Here is a 15,565-nt window from a genome sequence, read left to right on the forward strand (position 1 = left end):
TGCTGAATTGTGCGACCCATTCTCCCGAAGATCGAGGGCGGCCGGGTGCAGGGCCTCCTGCAGCTCATCGAGGACGCCATCCACCTCGTCGTCGCGGCGCTTCTCGTACTGCTCGCGGGGCTTCTGACCGTCGGGGTCGTCCGAGACGTCATCAGGTCGATCCAGGGGCCGTACCGCGAGGAGACGGTCGTTCTCTCCGCCCTAGACAACGGCCTTGTGCTGTTCATCGTGGCCGAACTGCTCCACACCGTCCGCCTCACCATCAGGAACCAGACCCTCGACGCGGAGCCGTTCCTCGTCGTCGGCCTGATTGCCGGCATCCGCAAGGTGCTCATCGTGACGGCCGAGGCGGAGAAGTCCTTCCGCTGGAACACCGAGGGGATCGAACTGCTCATCCTGGCGGGGCTGATCCTCGTGATGGCGACAGCGGTGTACGTGTGGCGGCGCTCGACGCGCCCGGGAGACTACTTCCCGCTTCAGGAGGCGCGGCGCTCGCCCTCGCCGGAGCCGTCACCCACCCCGGTGCGCGGGGCCTGATCCGTCACCTTCCGCAGCCACGGCCGCCCGCACCCGTTGCTCCTCGCGAGCGGAGCCGACGTCCCGTTCCAGGGGTGTGCGGCTTACGGCTGTCGTGAGGTCCTCCAGGGCCCGCTTCTGCAGTTCCGCCCCGCGCCGTAGCACCGGGCTCCGTTCCTGGGTGGCGGCGCCTTCCCACGCGTGGAGTGCCTCCTCCACACGCCCCCAGTCCGGATTCCTGTGCTCGCGCACGTCGACTGCCGCCTGCTCGGTGTCCGCCTCCAGTGCCTCGGCGTACTGCTCCGCCTCAGGGACGAAACGGCTGACGTCCCGCGGGACGTGGCTCTCCATGAGCATCGCCGCCCGGCCGAACCCCTGGAGCGCCTCCTGCGCATCCTGCGCCTCGCGCGACGTCAGCCCCCTGGGACGGACCGGTTCCTGTTTTGCCTGGTCGTAGGCCCTCTCCCAGGCGGCACGTGCCTCCCTGCTTGCCAGCAGTGCCTTGCGCATGTCGGCGCGATGCTCCCGGCTCGGTTCGGCATAGCTGCGGAGCACGGCGGCCGCGTAGCGGCCGTTGGCGGCGAGCCAGTCCGCAAGCCGACTCGGCAGCCGGGGAGTCTCCCATGCGGGGAACACCACGTACGCCAGCATTGCCAGAGCCCCGCCGAGCAAGGTAAGCACCACCCGCTCCGGGGCTGTCTGCTCCAGTCCCTGGCCGCCCATGCCGAGCAGGAAGACGACGTACGCGGCAGTGAAGCACTGGGAGTAGGCGTAGCCGGTACGGATCAGCGTGTACGACAGGCCCGCCGAGACCACCGCCAGCACGCCGAACACCTGGGCGTCCGGGCCCAGCGCCCGGACCATCACGGTGGCGAACGCGACCCCCGCCAGGGTGCCGGCGAGACGAGCCACCGCACGCGCGTACGTCCGGTGGAAGTCCGGCCGCATCACCATCACTGAGGCGATGGGCGCCCAGTAGCCGTGGCCGAGGGGTAGCTGGGCGGCGATCAGATAGCCAAGCGGGGCCACCGCCGCCAGGCGGACGGCGTGCCGGAATACGGGCGAGTCCCGGCGGAGCTCACGGCGGACCGCCCGGACGACGACCGGGACCAGCCGGAACATTGTCGGGCGCACCAGGAACTGGGCGCTCGCGGGGCCGGGCGGCGTGGGTGCCTTCCCGCGCACGCCGCCGCTCCCGGCGATTTCCAACGCCTCGCCGAGCAGTTCCACGAGCCGTTCGGCGGCCTGCCGCGCGGGGCCCTCCAGCACCTCGTGCTCCTCGTCGACGCGCAGGACGTCTGCGCTCCCGGGGGGCACCTCGGCGGGCGTGCCGCGGCGGATCGAACGGGCAGTCGCGTCCAGGACGTCGGCGGCCGCGTTGAGCAACTCCCGCGCGCGGTCCCGCCCGGGTCCCTCCGCCGGGGCACCGACGTCAGGGTCGGCAAGCGCGGCGACGACAGGCCGAATGTGCTCGGCGAGGCCCCGGGGGCCGTGGAGGACGGGGGGACGGGTACGAGCCTGCGAGGGCGTCACGGCCGCCGCGTCCCGGGCCGTCATCAACGGCTCCGGGTCGAACGGGGCGGTCGGGTCGTGCCGCAGTCGGCGGGCGTAGTCCGCCACGGCGGCCAGGGCGTCGGCGAGCGCGTCACGGTGCGCCCCCCAGCGGCGGATCGGGAACAGCAGGATCAGCACGGCCTGCGCCACGCCGCCGAGCGCGATGATCCCGGCGTGCTCCAAGGCTCGCTCGACGCTCGTAGGCAGGGTGATGGTCACCAGCATGCTGCCGACGGTCGTCGCTGCGACGATCCCAGCGGTCGATCCGACGGCCCACGCCATCCCCGCGGCAAAGGCCCATACGGCCAGCAGTGGGAGGAACGTCACGAGTCGCCCCGCCGCCAGGTAGCCCACGAACGTGCTGAGTGCCAGACCCGCGCCCGCGCCGAGCGCGATCACCTTGCGTGGCCGCCAGGTGCGCTGGAAGGTGGCCCCGCCCGCTGAGTAGGCACCGAGGGCGGCGGACGCGGCGTACGCAGGGGAGACCAGCCACAGCGCCAGCCCGATGACAAGCCCCACCCCAGCAGCCGTGCGCAGCGCGAGCAAGGGCTCCAGCCGCGTCTCCTCGATCGTGAGCCCGGATCTCACGGCCTCCCCGAAGGCCCGCAGCCACGTCACGGTTGTGAGCCTAGCCGGAGCGTTCCGCCGGGTCGCGTCGGGCGGCCGGCGCCCGACGGCACCGCACTCGGCGGGTGCGCGAGCCCGGCCGACCTATACCCACAAACCGGCACCCACGCAGCACGGGGCGATCGATGACCACATCCCTACCGTCTGTTCAGCCCGGAGCGGTCGCAGCTCGACGTCGTCCTCGTAGCCGATCGGGATTGGCCGGCGGGGGTCGTGAAGCGGCTGAAGAAGGGTGACGGACCTGCCCTGCCGGGCGCTGCTGTTGCCGCCCATGCTTAGCCTGATGTGCGTCGCCCGCCGGCTGAGGGAAGCGGCCCCAGTTCAGCGGACGTGGGGTGGTCCGAGGGTCCGCCGCCCGTAGGAGCCATTTGCGCCGGTAGCGGTTTACTTCGAGCGCTGGTCACCCTGATCGCCTTCGAGGACGTGGCGACGTTCCTGTTCGCGCTTGGAGTAGGCGGCCGCCCGGATCGCTTCGTCGCTCTCCAGGCCCGATCCAAGGGCGCCGCCCACGGTGGCGACCGAAGCGACGAACCACGCCAACGTCCAGTACTCCTCGGCGTGCAGTGGGTTTTGTGTCACGGAAGCGAACAGTTGGTCGTTGAGGATGAACAGCGCCCACACCCAGTTGATGACCATCAAACCCACGTAGCAGACGAGCACCCCGATCCCGACGGTCACGACCGTCGAGGCGTTGTAGAGCCGCGCCTTCTGCTTCGCCTCCGGCGAGCTCTCCGGTGATCGATGCCACAGCTCCGCGTCCACGATCAGCCAGCCGATCATGATCGCGACGGACCCGACCATGGCGATCACGAGGCGTGGCGTGCTCAGGGACGCGGCCAGGCTCCAGACGGTGGAGTTCACGGTGGCGACCGCTCCCGTGGCGAGTGCGGCCGCCAGGGCTTTCGACAAGCCCGGCACCAACCGCCAGGGCCGGTTGGCGCGGACCATACCGGCGAGTACCCGTAGGTAACCGCGCGGCCCGCTGGCGACGTACTGAAGATCGTCGGTCTCCTTCCCACCGGATTGGCCCGGCTGAATGGGCGCGAGACGATTGTCGAAGGGCCCCGGAAGCGGCTGACTTCGCGGAGGTCCTTCAGCCCCCGTGGTTTGCGGACCCGCCAAGCCAAGCACGGCTTCTTCAACGGCCCGCCGGGCCCTCGTCTGCAGCCGCAGGCCCCCCAGTGAAGGAAGAGAGAGCAGCGCCAAGCCGCGTTCGTGATTCAGATCCACAGCGAGCTTGCGCCCGTGCGAGTGCAGCGGAAGGTCGGTGAGGGCCACGACGATGTCCCAGTTCTCCGCACTCCCACGGTCCATGATCCGGCGCATCAACGTGGGCGGGTCCTCGGTCCCGGACGTGAAGGGCTCACTGACCACCTCGACGTCGAACCGTCGCCCCTGGCCCGACTTGTCGGCGAGCCGAGCAGAAAGTGTCTTGGCCATGTGCCGAGCGATCTCCGTCGGCGCGTCCGGGTCTGCGAGGAGCGCCACGACCGTAACGCCCGGCGACACCGGCATGGCTGGACCCTTCTGGTCGGCTGTTCCCGCGATCGCGATTGCCCACAGGATGCCCCCGAGGTAACGCCGACGCCGCGTGACACGCAGGCACCCGCCAGCAGGTGCAGGCTGTACGGTCAGATCTCCTCGTCCTCCCCGCGCAGGGCATGCTCCACCACCAGGCCACACGGTTGCGTGTGCCACCGCGAACACCAGCTCCGCGCCCCGGTCGGCACCGCTCGCCGCGCCACCGGACACCCGTTTCGGTGTCCTGCCCGGAAGTGCGCATGCAGGGGGCAGACGAAGGCCCCGACTGGTTCGGGGATCCCAGTCAGGGCCGATCGAGAGTGGGCGCGAAGGGCAGTCGCCTCGCGGCGAGGGCTCCATAGGCCTTCAGCCGCACGATCGTTCCCATGGGGCAATTGGGTGAGGCCCGGGGATACGGATCAATGGTGAAGCCCTCTCGAGTGTTCCCTGGGAGCCGGGCCCGGCGACGGCGCCTGTCGCGCGGTTCGCGGCGCGATCAGGTAATCAGGAACGGTGAACGAGGACGCGACCGACCCCTTCGTACATGTCCGGGGCGCCGGTGAGAACAACCTGCGGAACATCGATGTCGACGTTCCTCGGGACGCGATGGTCGCCTTCACCGGTGTCTCCGGTTCGGGGAAGTCCTCGCTCGCGTTCGGCACGCTCTACGCGGAGGCTCAGCGACGCTACTTCGAGTCAGTGGCGCCGTACGCCCGAAGGCTGTTGCAACAGGTAGGCGCACCGCACGTGCAGGAAATCACCGGGCTGCCACCGGCCGTGGCCCTGCAGCAGCGACGCGGGTCGCCCAGCTCGCGCTCGACGGTCGGCACCCTCACCACGCTGTCCAATCTGCTGCGCATGCTGTACTCCCGCGCCGGCACCTATCCGCCCGGGGCCGCACGACTGGAAGCCGAGTCGTTCTCACCCAACACCGCGGCCGGCGCCTGCCCGGAGTGCCACGGATTGGGCGTCGTGCACGACGTCGCCGAGGACCTGCTCGTCCCGGACTCCTCGCTGAGCATCCGCGAGGGGGCGATCGCTGCCTGGCCGGGCGCCTGGCAGGGCGCCAACCTGCGCAGTGTCGTGAGCGGCCTGGGGATCGACATCGACCGACCGTGGCGCAGGCTCAGGAAGAAGGACCGGGACTGGCTGCTGTACACGGACGAGCAGCCCTCCGTATACATCGAGCCGGAGGAGGACCGCGTCGACTACGGCTACCAGGGCAAGTTCTGGAGCGCCCGCAAGCACGTCATGCACGTCCTCGCCGACTCCAAGAGCGAGAAGATGCGCGACCGGGCGCTCCGGTTCGTCAGGAGTGTGCCCTGCCCCGCCTGTCACGGCAGCGGACTGCGGCCCGAGGCGCTCGCCGTGACCTTCGCCGGACGTTCCATCGCCGAGATCAACGCGATGCCGCTCACCGGGGTCGTGGCGCTGCTGCGGCCCGTTGCGGGCCGGTCCGAGGCCGACGCCACCACGTCGACCGCCCGGTCCGGGGAGACAACCGAGGTCGCGGTCCGGATCTGCGGCGATCTGGTCGCGCGGATCGACGTACTGCTCGACCTGGGCCTCGCATATCTCAGCCTCGGGCGCCGCTCGACGACCCTGTCGCCCGGCGAGGCGCAGCGCCTGCGGATCGCCACCCAGCTGCGCTCGGGCCTGTTCGGAGTCGTCTACGTACTCGACGAACCCTCCGCGGGCCTGCACCCGGCTGACGCGGAACCACTGCTGGAGGTGCTGGACCGCCTCAAGGCGGCGGGCAACTCGCTGTTCGTCGTGGAGCACGACATGGACGTCGTTCGGCGGGCGGACTGGGTGGTCGACATCGGCCCCGGTGCGGGCGAGGGCGGCGGACGCGTGCTGTACAGCGGCCCGGTCGCCGGTCTTGAGGAGGTCGGGGAGTCGGCCACGAGCCAGTACCTGTTCGGGCGCGCCCAGCCCCTCGATCACCGCCCGCGCACACCGCGCGGCTGGCTGCACCTGCGCGGCGTCTCCCGCCACAATCTGCACAACGTGTCCGTCGATGTACCGCTCTGCGTACTGACGGCGGTGACGGGCGTGTCCGGTTCCGGGAAGTCGACGCTGGTGACGCAGGTGCTCGCCGAGGTCGTCCGCGGCCACCTCGGACTCGTACCGGAGGAGCCCGACGAGGCGCAGCTGGAGGTCGACGTCCAGGATGCGTCAGGGGTCGAGTCATTCGACCGGCTGGTCCGGGTCGACCAACGGCCCATCGGCCGAACGCCCCGGTCCAACCTCGCCACGTACACCGGGATGTTCGACGCGGTGCGCAAGCTGTACGCGGCGACGGACGAAGCCCGGGCGCGCGGCTACTCGGCCGGGCGGTTCTCCTTCAACGTGCCCGAAGGGCGGTGCGAGACCTGCCAGGGCGAGGGATTCGTCGCGGTGGAACTACTGTTCCTGCCCGGCACCTACGCGCCGTGCCCGACCTGCGAAGGCGCCCGGTACAACGCCGAAACGCTGGAGGTCACCTACCGCGGCAAGAACATCGCGGAAGTACTGGCACTGTCCGTCGACGCCGCCGCCAAGTTCCTGTCCGCCGTCCCGGCGGCCTCCCGCAGTCTGGAGACGTTGCGCGAGGTGGGACTGGGGTACCTGCGGCTGGGCCAGCCCGCGACGGAACTCAGCGGCGGTGAGGCGCAACGCATCAAACTGGCCACCGAGCTGCAGCGAGCCCGCCGCGGGCACGCGCTCTACCTGCTCGACGAGCCGACGGCGGGACTGCACCCCTCGGACATCGCGCTGCTGCTGCGACAGCTGCACCGGCTCGTCGACTCGGGCAACACGGTTGTCCTCGTCGAACACGACCTGGACACGATCGCCACCGCCGACTGGGTCATCGACCTCGGTCCAGGCGGCGGCGACGCGGGCGGGCGGGTGGTCGCGACGGGCCCGCCGGCCAAGGTGGCGAGAACCCGCCGCAGCGCCACCGCGCCCTATCTCGCGGCCCGGCTCGCGCGCTCCTGACTCCTCGTGTGCAGTGTCGTCCTCGTCGAGGCAAGCTGTTGCCGGGTCGCACATTGGCCGCAGCCCCGCGCGCTGCGGGCGGGCGGCGAAGCTGTACCGGCCCCGGCAGTTGAGGTTGGCGTGCTTGAGCGGGGAGGCGCGCGCGACGTCCTGCCTGCCCATCAGTCAGAAATTCCACTGGCACGGCCGGACCTAAGTTCTGCGCCGACCTGCTCAACCGGGCTATGCGGATCCACACCCCTGCCTAAGGGGGCGGTCCGCAACCCGGTGTTCACCCTCTGTCGGTCCGCACACCCGTGCGACACCCCCGGGCGGGTCGGACGCCTGGGCCTGGCAGGGCAATACAGGGAGGCCAATTGGGCCCGGCATACGCATGCGCTCACGCGCCCCCGTCGGCCAAGCTGGCTGAGAAGCCCAGGGGCCGGGAGTCACCTCGGCGCCCGCAGTCGGAGGTTGCCGTCATGACCGTGATGTCCATCGCCAGGTTCGAGAGGTTCTTCCGTGCGGCCGCGGGGCTGGACGTCGACAAGAACGATCTCAAGCGATACAGCGACTTCGTCGACGCCAAGCTCTACGATCTGCTGACCGTTGCCCAGGCCACTGCGAAGGCCAACGGGCGCGACATCATCCGGACCTGTGACCTGCCGATCACGAAAGGCCTACAGGAGAGCATTCACCACTTCCGGAAGATCGACCAGGAGGTAGAACTCAAGCCGATCCTGGAACAGCTCGCCGCCCATCCCGCTCTGGACCGCACACCCGACGAGGAGACCGAGGCGGCCTATCCGGACATCATCGGCGGCCTCAGCCTGGCCCTTGCCCAGAGCTTCAAGATCCTCCACCCCGATCTGAAGAACCCCCAGACCCAGCACTGGGCCGAGGCCCGGGCCGTCTTCGACCTCCTGCTGTGAGTGGCGACCGGACCAGGCCGTGCAGGCCATGGCCAAGCAGCGTCAGCGGCGGCTGACGCACCTGGTCGGTGGGCTGGCCGACACCGCGGCGGGCACTCGCCGGCTGCTGGAACAGACCGCCGTGCGGATAGCGGGTCACGCCCGACTTCCGATCTGCTGGTGTCGGCAGCCGATCCCGCTGCCCGACCGATCCGCAAGTGCAAGCGCCAGCACCCCAGGCTGATCGACCCACAAATCGGGTGTCGGAGAGCTCAGATTGTGGCGGATCGGCCTCGCAGGGATCATCGAGGGATGGACGGGAACATGTCCGTCGGGTCCGGGGAGCGGCTGCTGGAGGAACTGGTCAGAGCAGCCCAGCTGGCATCACCTGCGGAACTGCCCGTGGTCCTGAGCCGGTATGCCGAGGCCATGGGTCTGGGCAGAGCCGCTATCTATCTGGTCGACATCCAGCAAAGACTGCTGGTGCCGCTTGTCGACGGCGAGCCGGAACTGGACCTCGACAGTTCGCTGGCCGGATGGGCCTACCGCACCGACTCTCTCCGAGTGGAAGAAGGCCCCTCCGGCGGGATGAAGGTCTGGCTGCCACTGACCGACGGAGCGGAGCGGCTGGGCGTCGTGGAACTGAACATGAGCGCCTTGGACGGGCTCAAGCTACGGCGCTGTCGAACGATGGTGCTGCTCCTCGCACTGATCATCACATCCAAGCGCACCTACAGCGACACCATCGCGCAGCGCATGCGTACCAGGCCGATGCACCTGCCCACGGAGATGGTGAGGGCTTTTCTCCCTCCCCGGTCGATCGGCACCGGGCGGGTCGTCTCGACGGCGGTTCTGGAGCCTGCGTACGAACTGGGCGGCGACGCTTTCGACCATGCGTTCACCGAGGACGTTCTGCACGCCACCATCCTTGACGGCATGGGGCACAACCTGGCGTCCGGGCTGGCCACCTCCGTCGCCATGGCAGCTTGCCGTAACGCCCGGCGCAGCGGGGCAGACCTCGACGAACTCGCGGGCACCGTGGACGAAGCGCTGGCCAACTGGCTTCCGGAGCAGTTCTGCACAGGGGTCTTCACCCAGTTGCAGATGACCACTGGTGTGCTGCGCTGGTGCAATTGCGGTCACCCGCCTCCGTTGCTCATCCGTCGCCACCGCCTGCTCCAAAATGCTCTGGAGCGGCCACCGGAGCCTCCTTTGGGGCTGCCAGCCAGTCTCGCCGGGACCGCCCGTCGGGTGCACGACGTCAGCCTCGAACCCGGTGACCGAATACTGCTCTACTCAGACGGCGTCGTGGAGTCACGCGACGAGGCAGGCGAAGAGTTCGGCCTGGAGCGCTTCACCGACTACATCATCCGGTCGACCGCAGCGGGGCAGAGCGCCCCGGAAGCGCTGCGCCTGCTCATCCATGCCATCCTCGAACATCAGCACGACAAACTCAGCGACGACGCCACGATTTTGATGGTCGAGTGGCAGCCCCCTGATCCGTGACGGCACGCGCCGAGCGTGGCTCAGTCGCCGGTAAGCGGCAGGTATGGCGCCGCAAATCTGCAGCGCCATGCCCACCCAGGCAAAGGCTGGTCACGGCAGGAGCGCGGCAAACGAGTTCGGCACACGGGACCTGAGGTGCTGCCATTCGCCGGCGCTCACATGGCGCTCCAGGGATTTCAGCACGGTGCGCACTAGCCGCTCGCTGCCGCCCTCTACCGCATAGGGGAATTCACTCCGGACCCGTGCGAAAAACTCCTCGTTGCTCATCTTCACGGGTGTCTCGGCCGGCTTCCAGCCGTCGTAGTAGACGCCCCTGACGATGGTCGGCAGCTGGGCCCCGAACTGTACGGCCGTTTCGACCGGGAGACGGTCCCGGAGCGGGTGCAGCACGGCCCGAAGTGCCGCGTACGACTGCTTGCGGCGGTCTTTGGGCCATTCGAAGGCCTCCTCGACGTCTTTGAGGAGCCGGTTGGCCTTGTCCACCATGGTGTCGAACGAGGAGAAACCTGTATCAACCATTTCCGGAGCCTTTCGTTCTGGGCGCCGCGCCCACGGGCTCAGTCCGCGAGGTCGGCCTTGCCGAACAGGGCCGCGTAACTGGAGGGGAGCTGGCTGATGATCTGATTCAACTCTCCCCCAGTGACAGCGTCGGCAACGGTGGTCAGGACCGCGCTGGCGTCCCACTGCGCCGTGCGCGGCCGGGCATCGATGCGTTCGGCGACCCGGCGGTAGAACTCTTCGATCCCGAAGCTCTGCGCCTGCTGCGGCGTGGCATTTTCCAGGACTTGTCCCAGCGGGCCCGGCAGTTGGGATGCGAGGTCCTTGACTTCCCCCGGGCTGATCCGTTGGGCCAGCACTTCCAGCACGGCGTTGGTGACGCCCGCGGCTTCCTCCTGGTCTCTGTATTCGCCTCGCTCGCGTACACGGGCGAGGAATCCGTCGTATTTCATCGCTGCCTCCTTCTGCCCCGGTCACCGCTGGTCATGAGGGTTGCCCGGTGTGCTGTCGGACCGTGCGGGTCCGTCCGTCGGCGCGTAGCTGCCGTTCGGAAGGCTCTTGGCCCGGGACTCCCGCTCGGACTCACGCAGGGCGCGGCGGAAGCGACCGGGGCCCCAGGAACGGCCGCCCACGGCCTGTTCGAGTTGGTCGCGGCTCGTCGGGCCGGCTTCTTGGAGCGCGTGGGTGATCTGTTCGATCTCGTCGTCGAGGCGTTGTTCGGCCATGGCGGACGTACGGCTTGCTGTGCCCGCGGTGCCGGCCATCCCCGGCGAGTACAGGTTGCTGCCCGGTCCGGTGCCCGGGCGGTAGCGGCGGGCTCCGGTGCGCTCCCGCTCCCGGCGGCGGGCGGTGCGGTCGGCGATCCGCAGTTCCCGGTCGTGCTCGGCCTGGCGGACGTGCGCGGGCCGGAGGCGGTCTCGTGCGTCCTGTGGCGCGGGCTCGTCGCGCCAGGCTGCCTCGGCTTCCTCGGCCGTGAGGGGCCGGGCGATGTTCTCCAGGGACTGTTGTTCGGCCCGGACACCGAAGAAGGCTTCGGTCAGTCCGCCCAGCGCCATGGCTGCCGCTCCGACGAGGAAGCCGATGGCCACCAGGTTGGCATCGCCACTGTGGATCAAGTGGCCGAACAGCAGCGGGCCGGTGATTCCGCCAACGGCCGTGCCAATCGCGAAGAACAGCGAGATGGACAGAGCTCGGGTCTCCATGGGGAAGACCTCGCTCACCGTCAGGTAGGCCGAACTCGCTCCCGCGGACGCCACGAAGAAGGTCAGCGAGACCAGCAGGAAGAACGACCATGCAGTGAGAGAGCCGTTGATCAGCAGGACGGCGAGGACGACGGCCACGAGTGCCGAGCCGAAGTAGGTGCCCGCGATCATCGGCTTCCTGCCGACGGTGTCGAACAGTCGGCCGAGAAGGAGTGGTCCGAGGAAGTTGGCGATCGCGAAGAGGGCGAGGAAGTAGGGGATCGAGCCGGAGCCGATGTCGAAGAAGCCGTTCAGGATCGTGCCCAGGTCGAAGACGATCGCGTTGTACAGGAACGCCTGTCCGATGAAGAGCGCCAGACCGAGAACGGCGCGACGCGGGTACCGCCGCAGAGCCACGCCGGCGATCTCCTTGAACGGGATGACGTCGCGCTGCCGTACGGTGACCGCCGCGCCCGGCTCCGGCAGCTCGCGGCCGGCCTCTTGTTTCACCTCGGCCTCGATCCGGTCGACGATGCGTTCAGCCTCGTCTTCATGCCCGTGGATGAACAGCCAGCGGGGACTCTCCGGCACGTGGCGGCGTACCAGCATGATGGCCAGGCCCAGAATGCCGCCGAGGCCGAAGGCCAGCCGCCAGCCGAGGTCGGCTGCCAGCAGACTCTCGTTGAGAAGCAGCACGGCGACCAGGCTGCCGAGCGCCGCACCGACCCAGTAGCTGCCGTTGATGGCCAGATCCACCTGCCCGCGATTGCGGGCCGGAATCAGCTCGTCGATGGCCGAGTTGATGGCGGCATACTCTCCGCCGATACCCATACCGGTGATGAAGCGGGCAAGGTAGAGGTACCAGGCGTCGTGGGCGAACGCGGTCGCGACGGTGGCAAGAATGTAGATGCCGAGCGTGAGCATGAACAGCTTCTTGCGCCCGTAGCGGTCGGTGAGCCTTCCGAACAGGAGAGCGCCCGCACATGCGCCTGCCACGTAGATGGCGGCGGCAGTGCCTATGTCGGAGCTGGTGAGGTTGATGCCGCTGCCCGGTTCGGTCATCCGGGCGGCGACCGCCCCGACGATCGTCACTTCGAGTCCGTCCAGAATCCAGACGGTTCCCAGACCGATGACGATCCGCCAGTGGAATCGGGACCACGGTAGCCGGTCAAGCCGGGCGGGGACCTTGGTCGTGACGACACCGAGCTCGGCTGTGGTGGTCATGCCGTGCCTCCTCGTTCAGGGCCATGGGCTGTTGCCTGTAGAGGGACAGAACAGGCCGGACGGGACCGGTCCGCATAGGGTGGTCTTCTGTGCTGCGCTGCCACCTTCTGGGACACCGGTTTCGCTTTCTCCATGAGGGCGACACGATGCTCTGGCGCTGCGCGCGTGGGTGCGGAGCGGAGGGAAGCAAGCGATATCCCACGGCTCAGGACGCCGAGCGTTACGCACGGGCATTCGACCGCGAGGACCAAGCGGACTTGGGCCGGCGAGCACCGCTGGGTCTGCTCCCCCTTCGGCTGGTGCGCGCCTGGCGTCTGCGGCGCCGAAAGGAAGCCGATGGGGAGCCGCGTGCCGAGTCTCCGCCGCCGTGAGCGGTTCTGACAGGGGACGTGGTTCATGAGTCACCCCGGGTGTCGAGCCTCGCCGGCCCGGCCGCGGTGCCGGATGGGTGCCCGGAACCGCGGCGTTCGCGTCTCAGCCCTTGTTCTCGGTGCTTTCACTCGTCTCGCTGATCTCGATGTGCCGGGGCTTTGCGACCTCGGCCTTGGGGACGGTGATGGTGAGCACCCCGTCCGACATCTGCGCATTGATCTTTTCGTTGTCGACCTCTCCGGGCAGCCGCAGCCGGTACTCGAAGGATCCGGTGCGGCGCGTGCTCCGGCGCAGGACGCCTTTGCGTTCCTTCTCCTTGATCTCTCCGGTGACCACCAGCTCCTGGCCGTTCGCTTCGACGTTGATGTCCTTGCTCTTGACGCCAGGGAGTTCGATCTCGACGTGGAAGGCGTCGTCGGACTCCGTGACATCCGCCAGAGGTGTCCACGCGACTGCGGGCGCAGTGCCTCCCACCGTGGATTCGATCAGTCCGCTCATCTCGCTGAGCAGTTGGTCGAACTCCGTCAGCGGATTGCGTGCCCAGCCAACGGGGCTGCCCTGCATCGCGCCACCGCGGTGGCGCCGGACGGGCGTGGTCATTCCCATCGCCTCCTTCTCCCTCTCGTGATCTCGTCGCCCGCTGGGTGTCATGCGAGCCAAGCGGACTCCTTCGGACGGGTGCGCGAGGAGCTGTCGGTGCCGCCGGGCGCTGCCGTGTGGTCCAGGTAGCGGTGCACGAAGTGGATGCTCATCGCGCCTTCGCCGACCGCGGAGGCCACGCGCTTCACCGAGCCGCTGCGGACGTCGCCGGCGGCGAAGACGCCAGGCAGGCTGGTCTCCAATGTCAGGCAGTCGCGGCCCTGGCTCTGCCACAGTTCGGGAACGGAGCAGGCCTGCGCCTCCGCGCCGGTGAGCACGAAGCCGCGCGCGTCGAGGGCGAGCGCGCCGGACAGCCACTCGGTGTGGGGGTCGGCGCCGGTGAAGACGAACAGGGCCCGCACCGTGAGGTGGCGGTGCTCGCCCGTACGGTGGTCGACCACGGTGACCGACTCCAGCGTCTTGTCGCCGAGCGCCTCGGTCATCTCGGTGTGCAGCAGCACGCGCACCCGCGGGTGGCGCTCGACCTGATCGATCAGGTAGCGGGACATGTGCGCCTCGAGGCTCGGCCTACGGACGAACAAATACACCTGCGGTGCGTACCCGGCCAGGAAGAGCACGGCCTGGCCCGCGGAGTTGCCGCCGCCGACGACCGCCACCGGGTCGGTACGGCACTGCTGGGCCTCGTAGACGGTCGCCGAGTAGTGGACGCTTGAGCCCTCCAACGGCTCGATGCCGGGCACATGGAGGCGGCGGTAGTGGGCGCCGGTGGCCAGGACGACGGTACGGGCGGTGATCTCGCTGCCGTCTGCGAACCCGACGGCGTAGTGGCCGTCTCGCCGTTCGAGCCGGGCCGCCTCCGCAGGGACGCTGATCCGGGCGCCGAACTTGCCCGCTTGGAGCACAGCGCGCTCGGTGAGTTCGGCGCCGGAGATGCCGGAGGGGAAGCCGAAGCAGTTGTCGATGCGGGACGACGTCCCGGCCTGGCCGCCGGTGGCCATCGTCTCGACCACGGTGGTGCCGAGGCCCTCCGAGGCGCCGTTCACCGCGGCAGCGAGGCCGGCCGGACCGGAGCCGACGATAAGGAGATCGCCGCGGCCGTTGCCCGACGGCAGGGGCGACAAGCCGATCAACCGGGCCAGTTCGGCGTTGCTCGGATTGCGCAGCAGTGTCGTGTCCCGCCAGATCACCAGCGGCGTCTGCTCCGGACCGACCGCGAAGCGGCGCAGCAGCGCCTCGGCCTCCTCGTCCGTCTCCAGATCGATCCAGCGGTGCGGCAGCCGGTTGCGAGCGGCGAACTCGCGCAGCCGCCGGGTGTCAGGCGAATAGCGCGAGCCTATGATTCGGAAACCGGCGCCTTGCCCCACGAGCAGAGCCCGGCGGCCCAGGCAGGCGCGCAGCACCACATCACCGAGGATGGAGTCCCGGGTCACCAGGTCACGCAGCTGATCCATGGACAGGGCAAGGAACTCGCCAGGGTCCCTGACCACGGCGGTGTAGAAGGCCACCTGTCCGTTCAGGAGGCCGAGTTCGCCGATGAAGCGGCCGGGGCCGTGCACACGCAGCAGGCGTTCGTCATGCGTGCCGTAGCCCTCGACGATGGCGACCGAGCCACTGAGGACGACGTAGAAGGTCTCGCACCGCTCCCCCTCCCGGATCAGCACGTCACCGGCGTCAGCCGCACGCCTCTGGCCGTGCTGCGCCAGGCGGGCAATCTGGTCGTCCGGCAGGCGGGGATAGGCACCGTAGATGTCGGGCGTCTCGAAGGGGACGCCCTCCGCCGTCTCGTCCGGCACCGGCGCTGCGCCCGGGCGCGTCTCGTCGCCGGGCATCACACGAACGCCTCGTGGACGAAGCACCACCGCCAGTCCTCGCCGGGCTCCAGCGAGGCCACGATCGGATGGCCGTCGGCGGCGGCGTGACGGCGGGCGTGCCGGTTCGGCGAGGAATCGCAGCAGCCGACGTGGCCGCAGGTCAGGCAGAGCCTGAGGTGGACCCAGGGGGAACGCGTGGCCAGGCATTCCTCGCACCCTGGGGCGCGCGGGGTAACGGGGCGTGCGAGGGCAAGGTGTGGGTCTGTTCCTACGGTCATGGCCG

At 69.3% G+C, this 15,565-nt stretch carries 12 protein-coding genes; 4 read left to right on the forward strand and 8 right to left on the reverse strand.

The window, feature by feature from the left end; genetic code table 11:
• Nucleotides 1–9: 9 nt before the first annotated feature.
• Nucleotides 10–537, forward strand: a complete 528-nt coding sequence (locus tag ACGFW6_RS25790) for a phosphate-starvation-inducible PsiE family protein (protein ID WP_393514317.1) — start codon at nucleotides 10–12, stop codon at nucleotides 535–537.
• Here the strand turns inward: ACGFW6_RS25790 and ACGFW6_RS25795 are convergent.
• Nucleotides 511–2,688, reverse strand: coding sequence for an FUSC family protein (locus tag ACGFW6_RS25795; protein ID WP_393514320.1), 2,178 nt, complete (start codon nucleotides 2,686–2,688; stop codon nucleotides 511–513). The genes ACGFW6_RS25790 and ACGFW6_RS25795 overlap by 27 nt on opposite strands.
• Before the next feature lie 393 nt (nucleotides 2,689–3,081).
• Nucleotides 3,082–4,212: a hypothetical protein gene (locus ACGFW6_RS25800; RefSeq protein WP_381539159.1), complete on the reverse strand. Its 1,131-nt coding sequence runs from the start codon at nucleotides 4,210–4,212 to the stop codon at nucleotides 3,082–3,084.
• Between the two features lie 519 nt (nucleotides 4,213–4,731).
• Between ACGFW6_RS25800 and uvrA the strand changes: the two genes are divergently transcribed.
• The 3 genes from uvrA to ACGFW6_RS25815 all read left to right on the forward strand — a co-directional run bounded on the left by uvrA (nucleotide 4,732) and on the right by ACGFW6_RS25815 (nucleotide 9,596).
• Nucleotides 4,732–7,200 (forward strand): excinuclease ABC subunit UvrA, encoded by a 2,469-nt coding sequence (uvrA, locus tag ACGFW6_RS25805; RefSeq protein WP_393514324.1) that lies wholly within the window; start codon nucleotides 4,732–4,734, stop codon nucleotides 7,198–7,200.
• A gap of 461 nt (nucleotides 7,201–7,661) precedes the next feature.
• Nucleotides 7,662–8,111 (forward strand): DUF1931 family protein, encoded by a 450-nt coding sequence (locus ACGFW6_RS25810; protein WP_125524109.1) that lies wholly within the window; start codon nucleotides 7,662–7,664, stop codon nucleotides 8,109–8,111.
• A 291-nt stretch (nucleotides 8,112–8,402) separates the two neighbouring features.
• Entirely contained in the window at nucleotides 8,403–9,596 is a 1,194-nt protein-coding gene (locus tag ACGFW6_RS25815) for a PP2C family protein-serine/threonine phosphatase (protein WP_381539155.1), read from the forward strand.
• Between the two features lie 90 nt (nucleotides 9,597–9,686).
• Here ACGFW6_RS25815 and ACGFW6_RS25820 read toward each other — a convergent pair whose 3' ends face one another.
• From ACGFW6_RS25820 to ACGFW6_RS25845, 6 genes are all read right to left on the reverse strand, one after another.
• Nucleotides 9,687–10,115, reverse strand: coding sequence for a DUF2267 domain-containing protein (locus tag ACGFW6_RS25820; protein WP_393514328.1), 429 nt, complete (start codon nucleotides 10,113–10,115; stop codon nucleotides 9,687–9,689).
• A 38-nt stretch (nucleotides 10,116–10,153) separates the two neighbouring features.
• Nucleotides 10,154–10,546, reverse strand: coding sequence for a DUF2267 domain-containing protein (locus tag ACGFW6_RS25825; RefSeq protein ID WP_393514331.1), 393 nt, complete (start codon nucleotides 10,544–10,546; stop codon nucleotides 10,154–10,156).
• 21 nt (nucleotides 10,547–10,567) lie between these two features.
• Nucleotides 10,568–12,499 (reverse strand): MFS transporter, encoded by a 1,932-nt coding sequence (locus tag ACGFW6_RS25830; RefSeq protein WP_393514334.1) that lies wholly within the window; start codon nucleotides 12,497–12,499, stop codon nucleotides 10,568–10,570.
• Between the two features lie 474 nt (nucleotides 12,500–12,973).
• Nucleotides 12,974–13,471: an Hsp20/alpha crystallin family protein gene (locus tag ACGFW6_RS25835; RefSeq protein ID WP_359092751.1), complete on the reverse strand. Its 498-nt coding sequence runs from the start codon at nucleotides 13,469–13,471 to the stop codon at nucleotides 12,974–12,976.
• Nucleotides 13,472–13,518: 47 nt separating this feature from the next.
• A complete protein-coding gene (locus ACGFW6_RS25840) occupies nucleotides 13,519–15,300 on the reverse strand; it encodes an FAD-dependent oxidoreductase (RefSeq protein ID WP_393514338.1) in 1,782 nt (593 codons plus the stop codon).
• A complete protein-coding gene (locus ACGFW6_RS25845; protein WP_393514341.1) occupies nucleotides 15,300–15,560 on the reverse strand; it encodes a UBP-type zinc finger domain-containing protein in 261 nt (86 codons plus the stop codon). The genes ACGFW6_RS25840 and ACGFW6_RS25845 overlap by 1 nt, the downstream gene beginning before the upstream one ends.
• Nucleotides 15,561–15,565 lie beyond the last annotated feature (5 nt).

Origin of the sequence: Streptomyces sp. Y7 (assembly GCF_043195415.1) — a bacterium.
GTDB lineage: Bacteria > Actinomycetota > Actinomycetes > Streptomycetales > Streptomycetaceae > Streptomyces.

Excerpts from the sequence above, each read along its gene's own strand:
- ACGFW6_RS25830 (WP_393514334.1), bottom strand. The coding sequence starts at position 12,499 with ATGACCACCACAGCCGAGCTCGGTGTCGTCACGACCAAGGTCCCCGCC.
- ACGFW6_RS25835 (WP_359092751.1), bottom strand. The coding sequence starts at position 13,471 with ATGACCACGCCCGTCCGGCGCCACCGCGGTGGCGCGATGCAGGGCAGC.
- ACGFW6_RS25825 (WP_393514331.1), bottom strand. The coding sequence starts at position 10,546 with ATGAAATACGACGGATTCCTCGCCCGTGTACGCGAGCGAGGCGAATAC.
- ACGFW6_RS25840 (WP_393514338.1), bottom strand. The coding sequence starts at position 15,300 with ATGCCCGGCGACGAGACGCGCCCGGGCGCAGCGCCGGTGCCGGACGAG.
- ACGFW6_RS25810 (WP_125524109.1), top strand. The coding sequence starts at position 7,662 with ATGACCGTGATGTCCATCGCCAGGTTCGAGAGGTTCTTCCGTGCGGCC.
- ACGFW6_RS25845 (WP_393514341.1), bottom strand. The coding sequence starts at position 15,560 with ATGACCGTAGGAACAGACCCACACCTTGCCCTCGCACGCCCCGTTACC.
- ACGFW6_RS25815 (WP_381539155.1), top strand. The coding sequence starts at position 8,403 with ATGGACGGGAACATGTCCGTCGGGTCCGGGGAGCGGCTGCTGGAGGAA.
- ACGFW6_RS25820 (WP_393514328.1), bottom strand. The coding sequence starts at position 10,115 with ATGGTTGATACAGGTTTCTCCTCGTTCGACACCATGGTGGACAAGGCC.
- ACGFW6_RS25800 (WP_381539159.1), bottom strand. The coding sequence starts at position 4,212 with ATGCCGGTGTCGCCGGGCGTTACGGTCGTGGCGCTCCTCGCAGACCCG.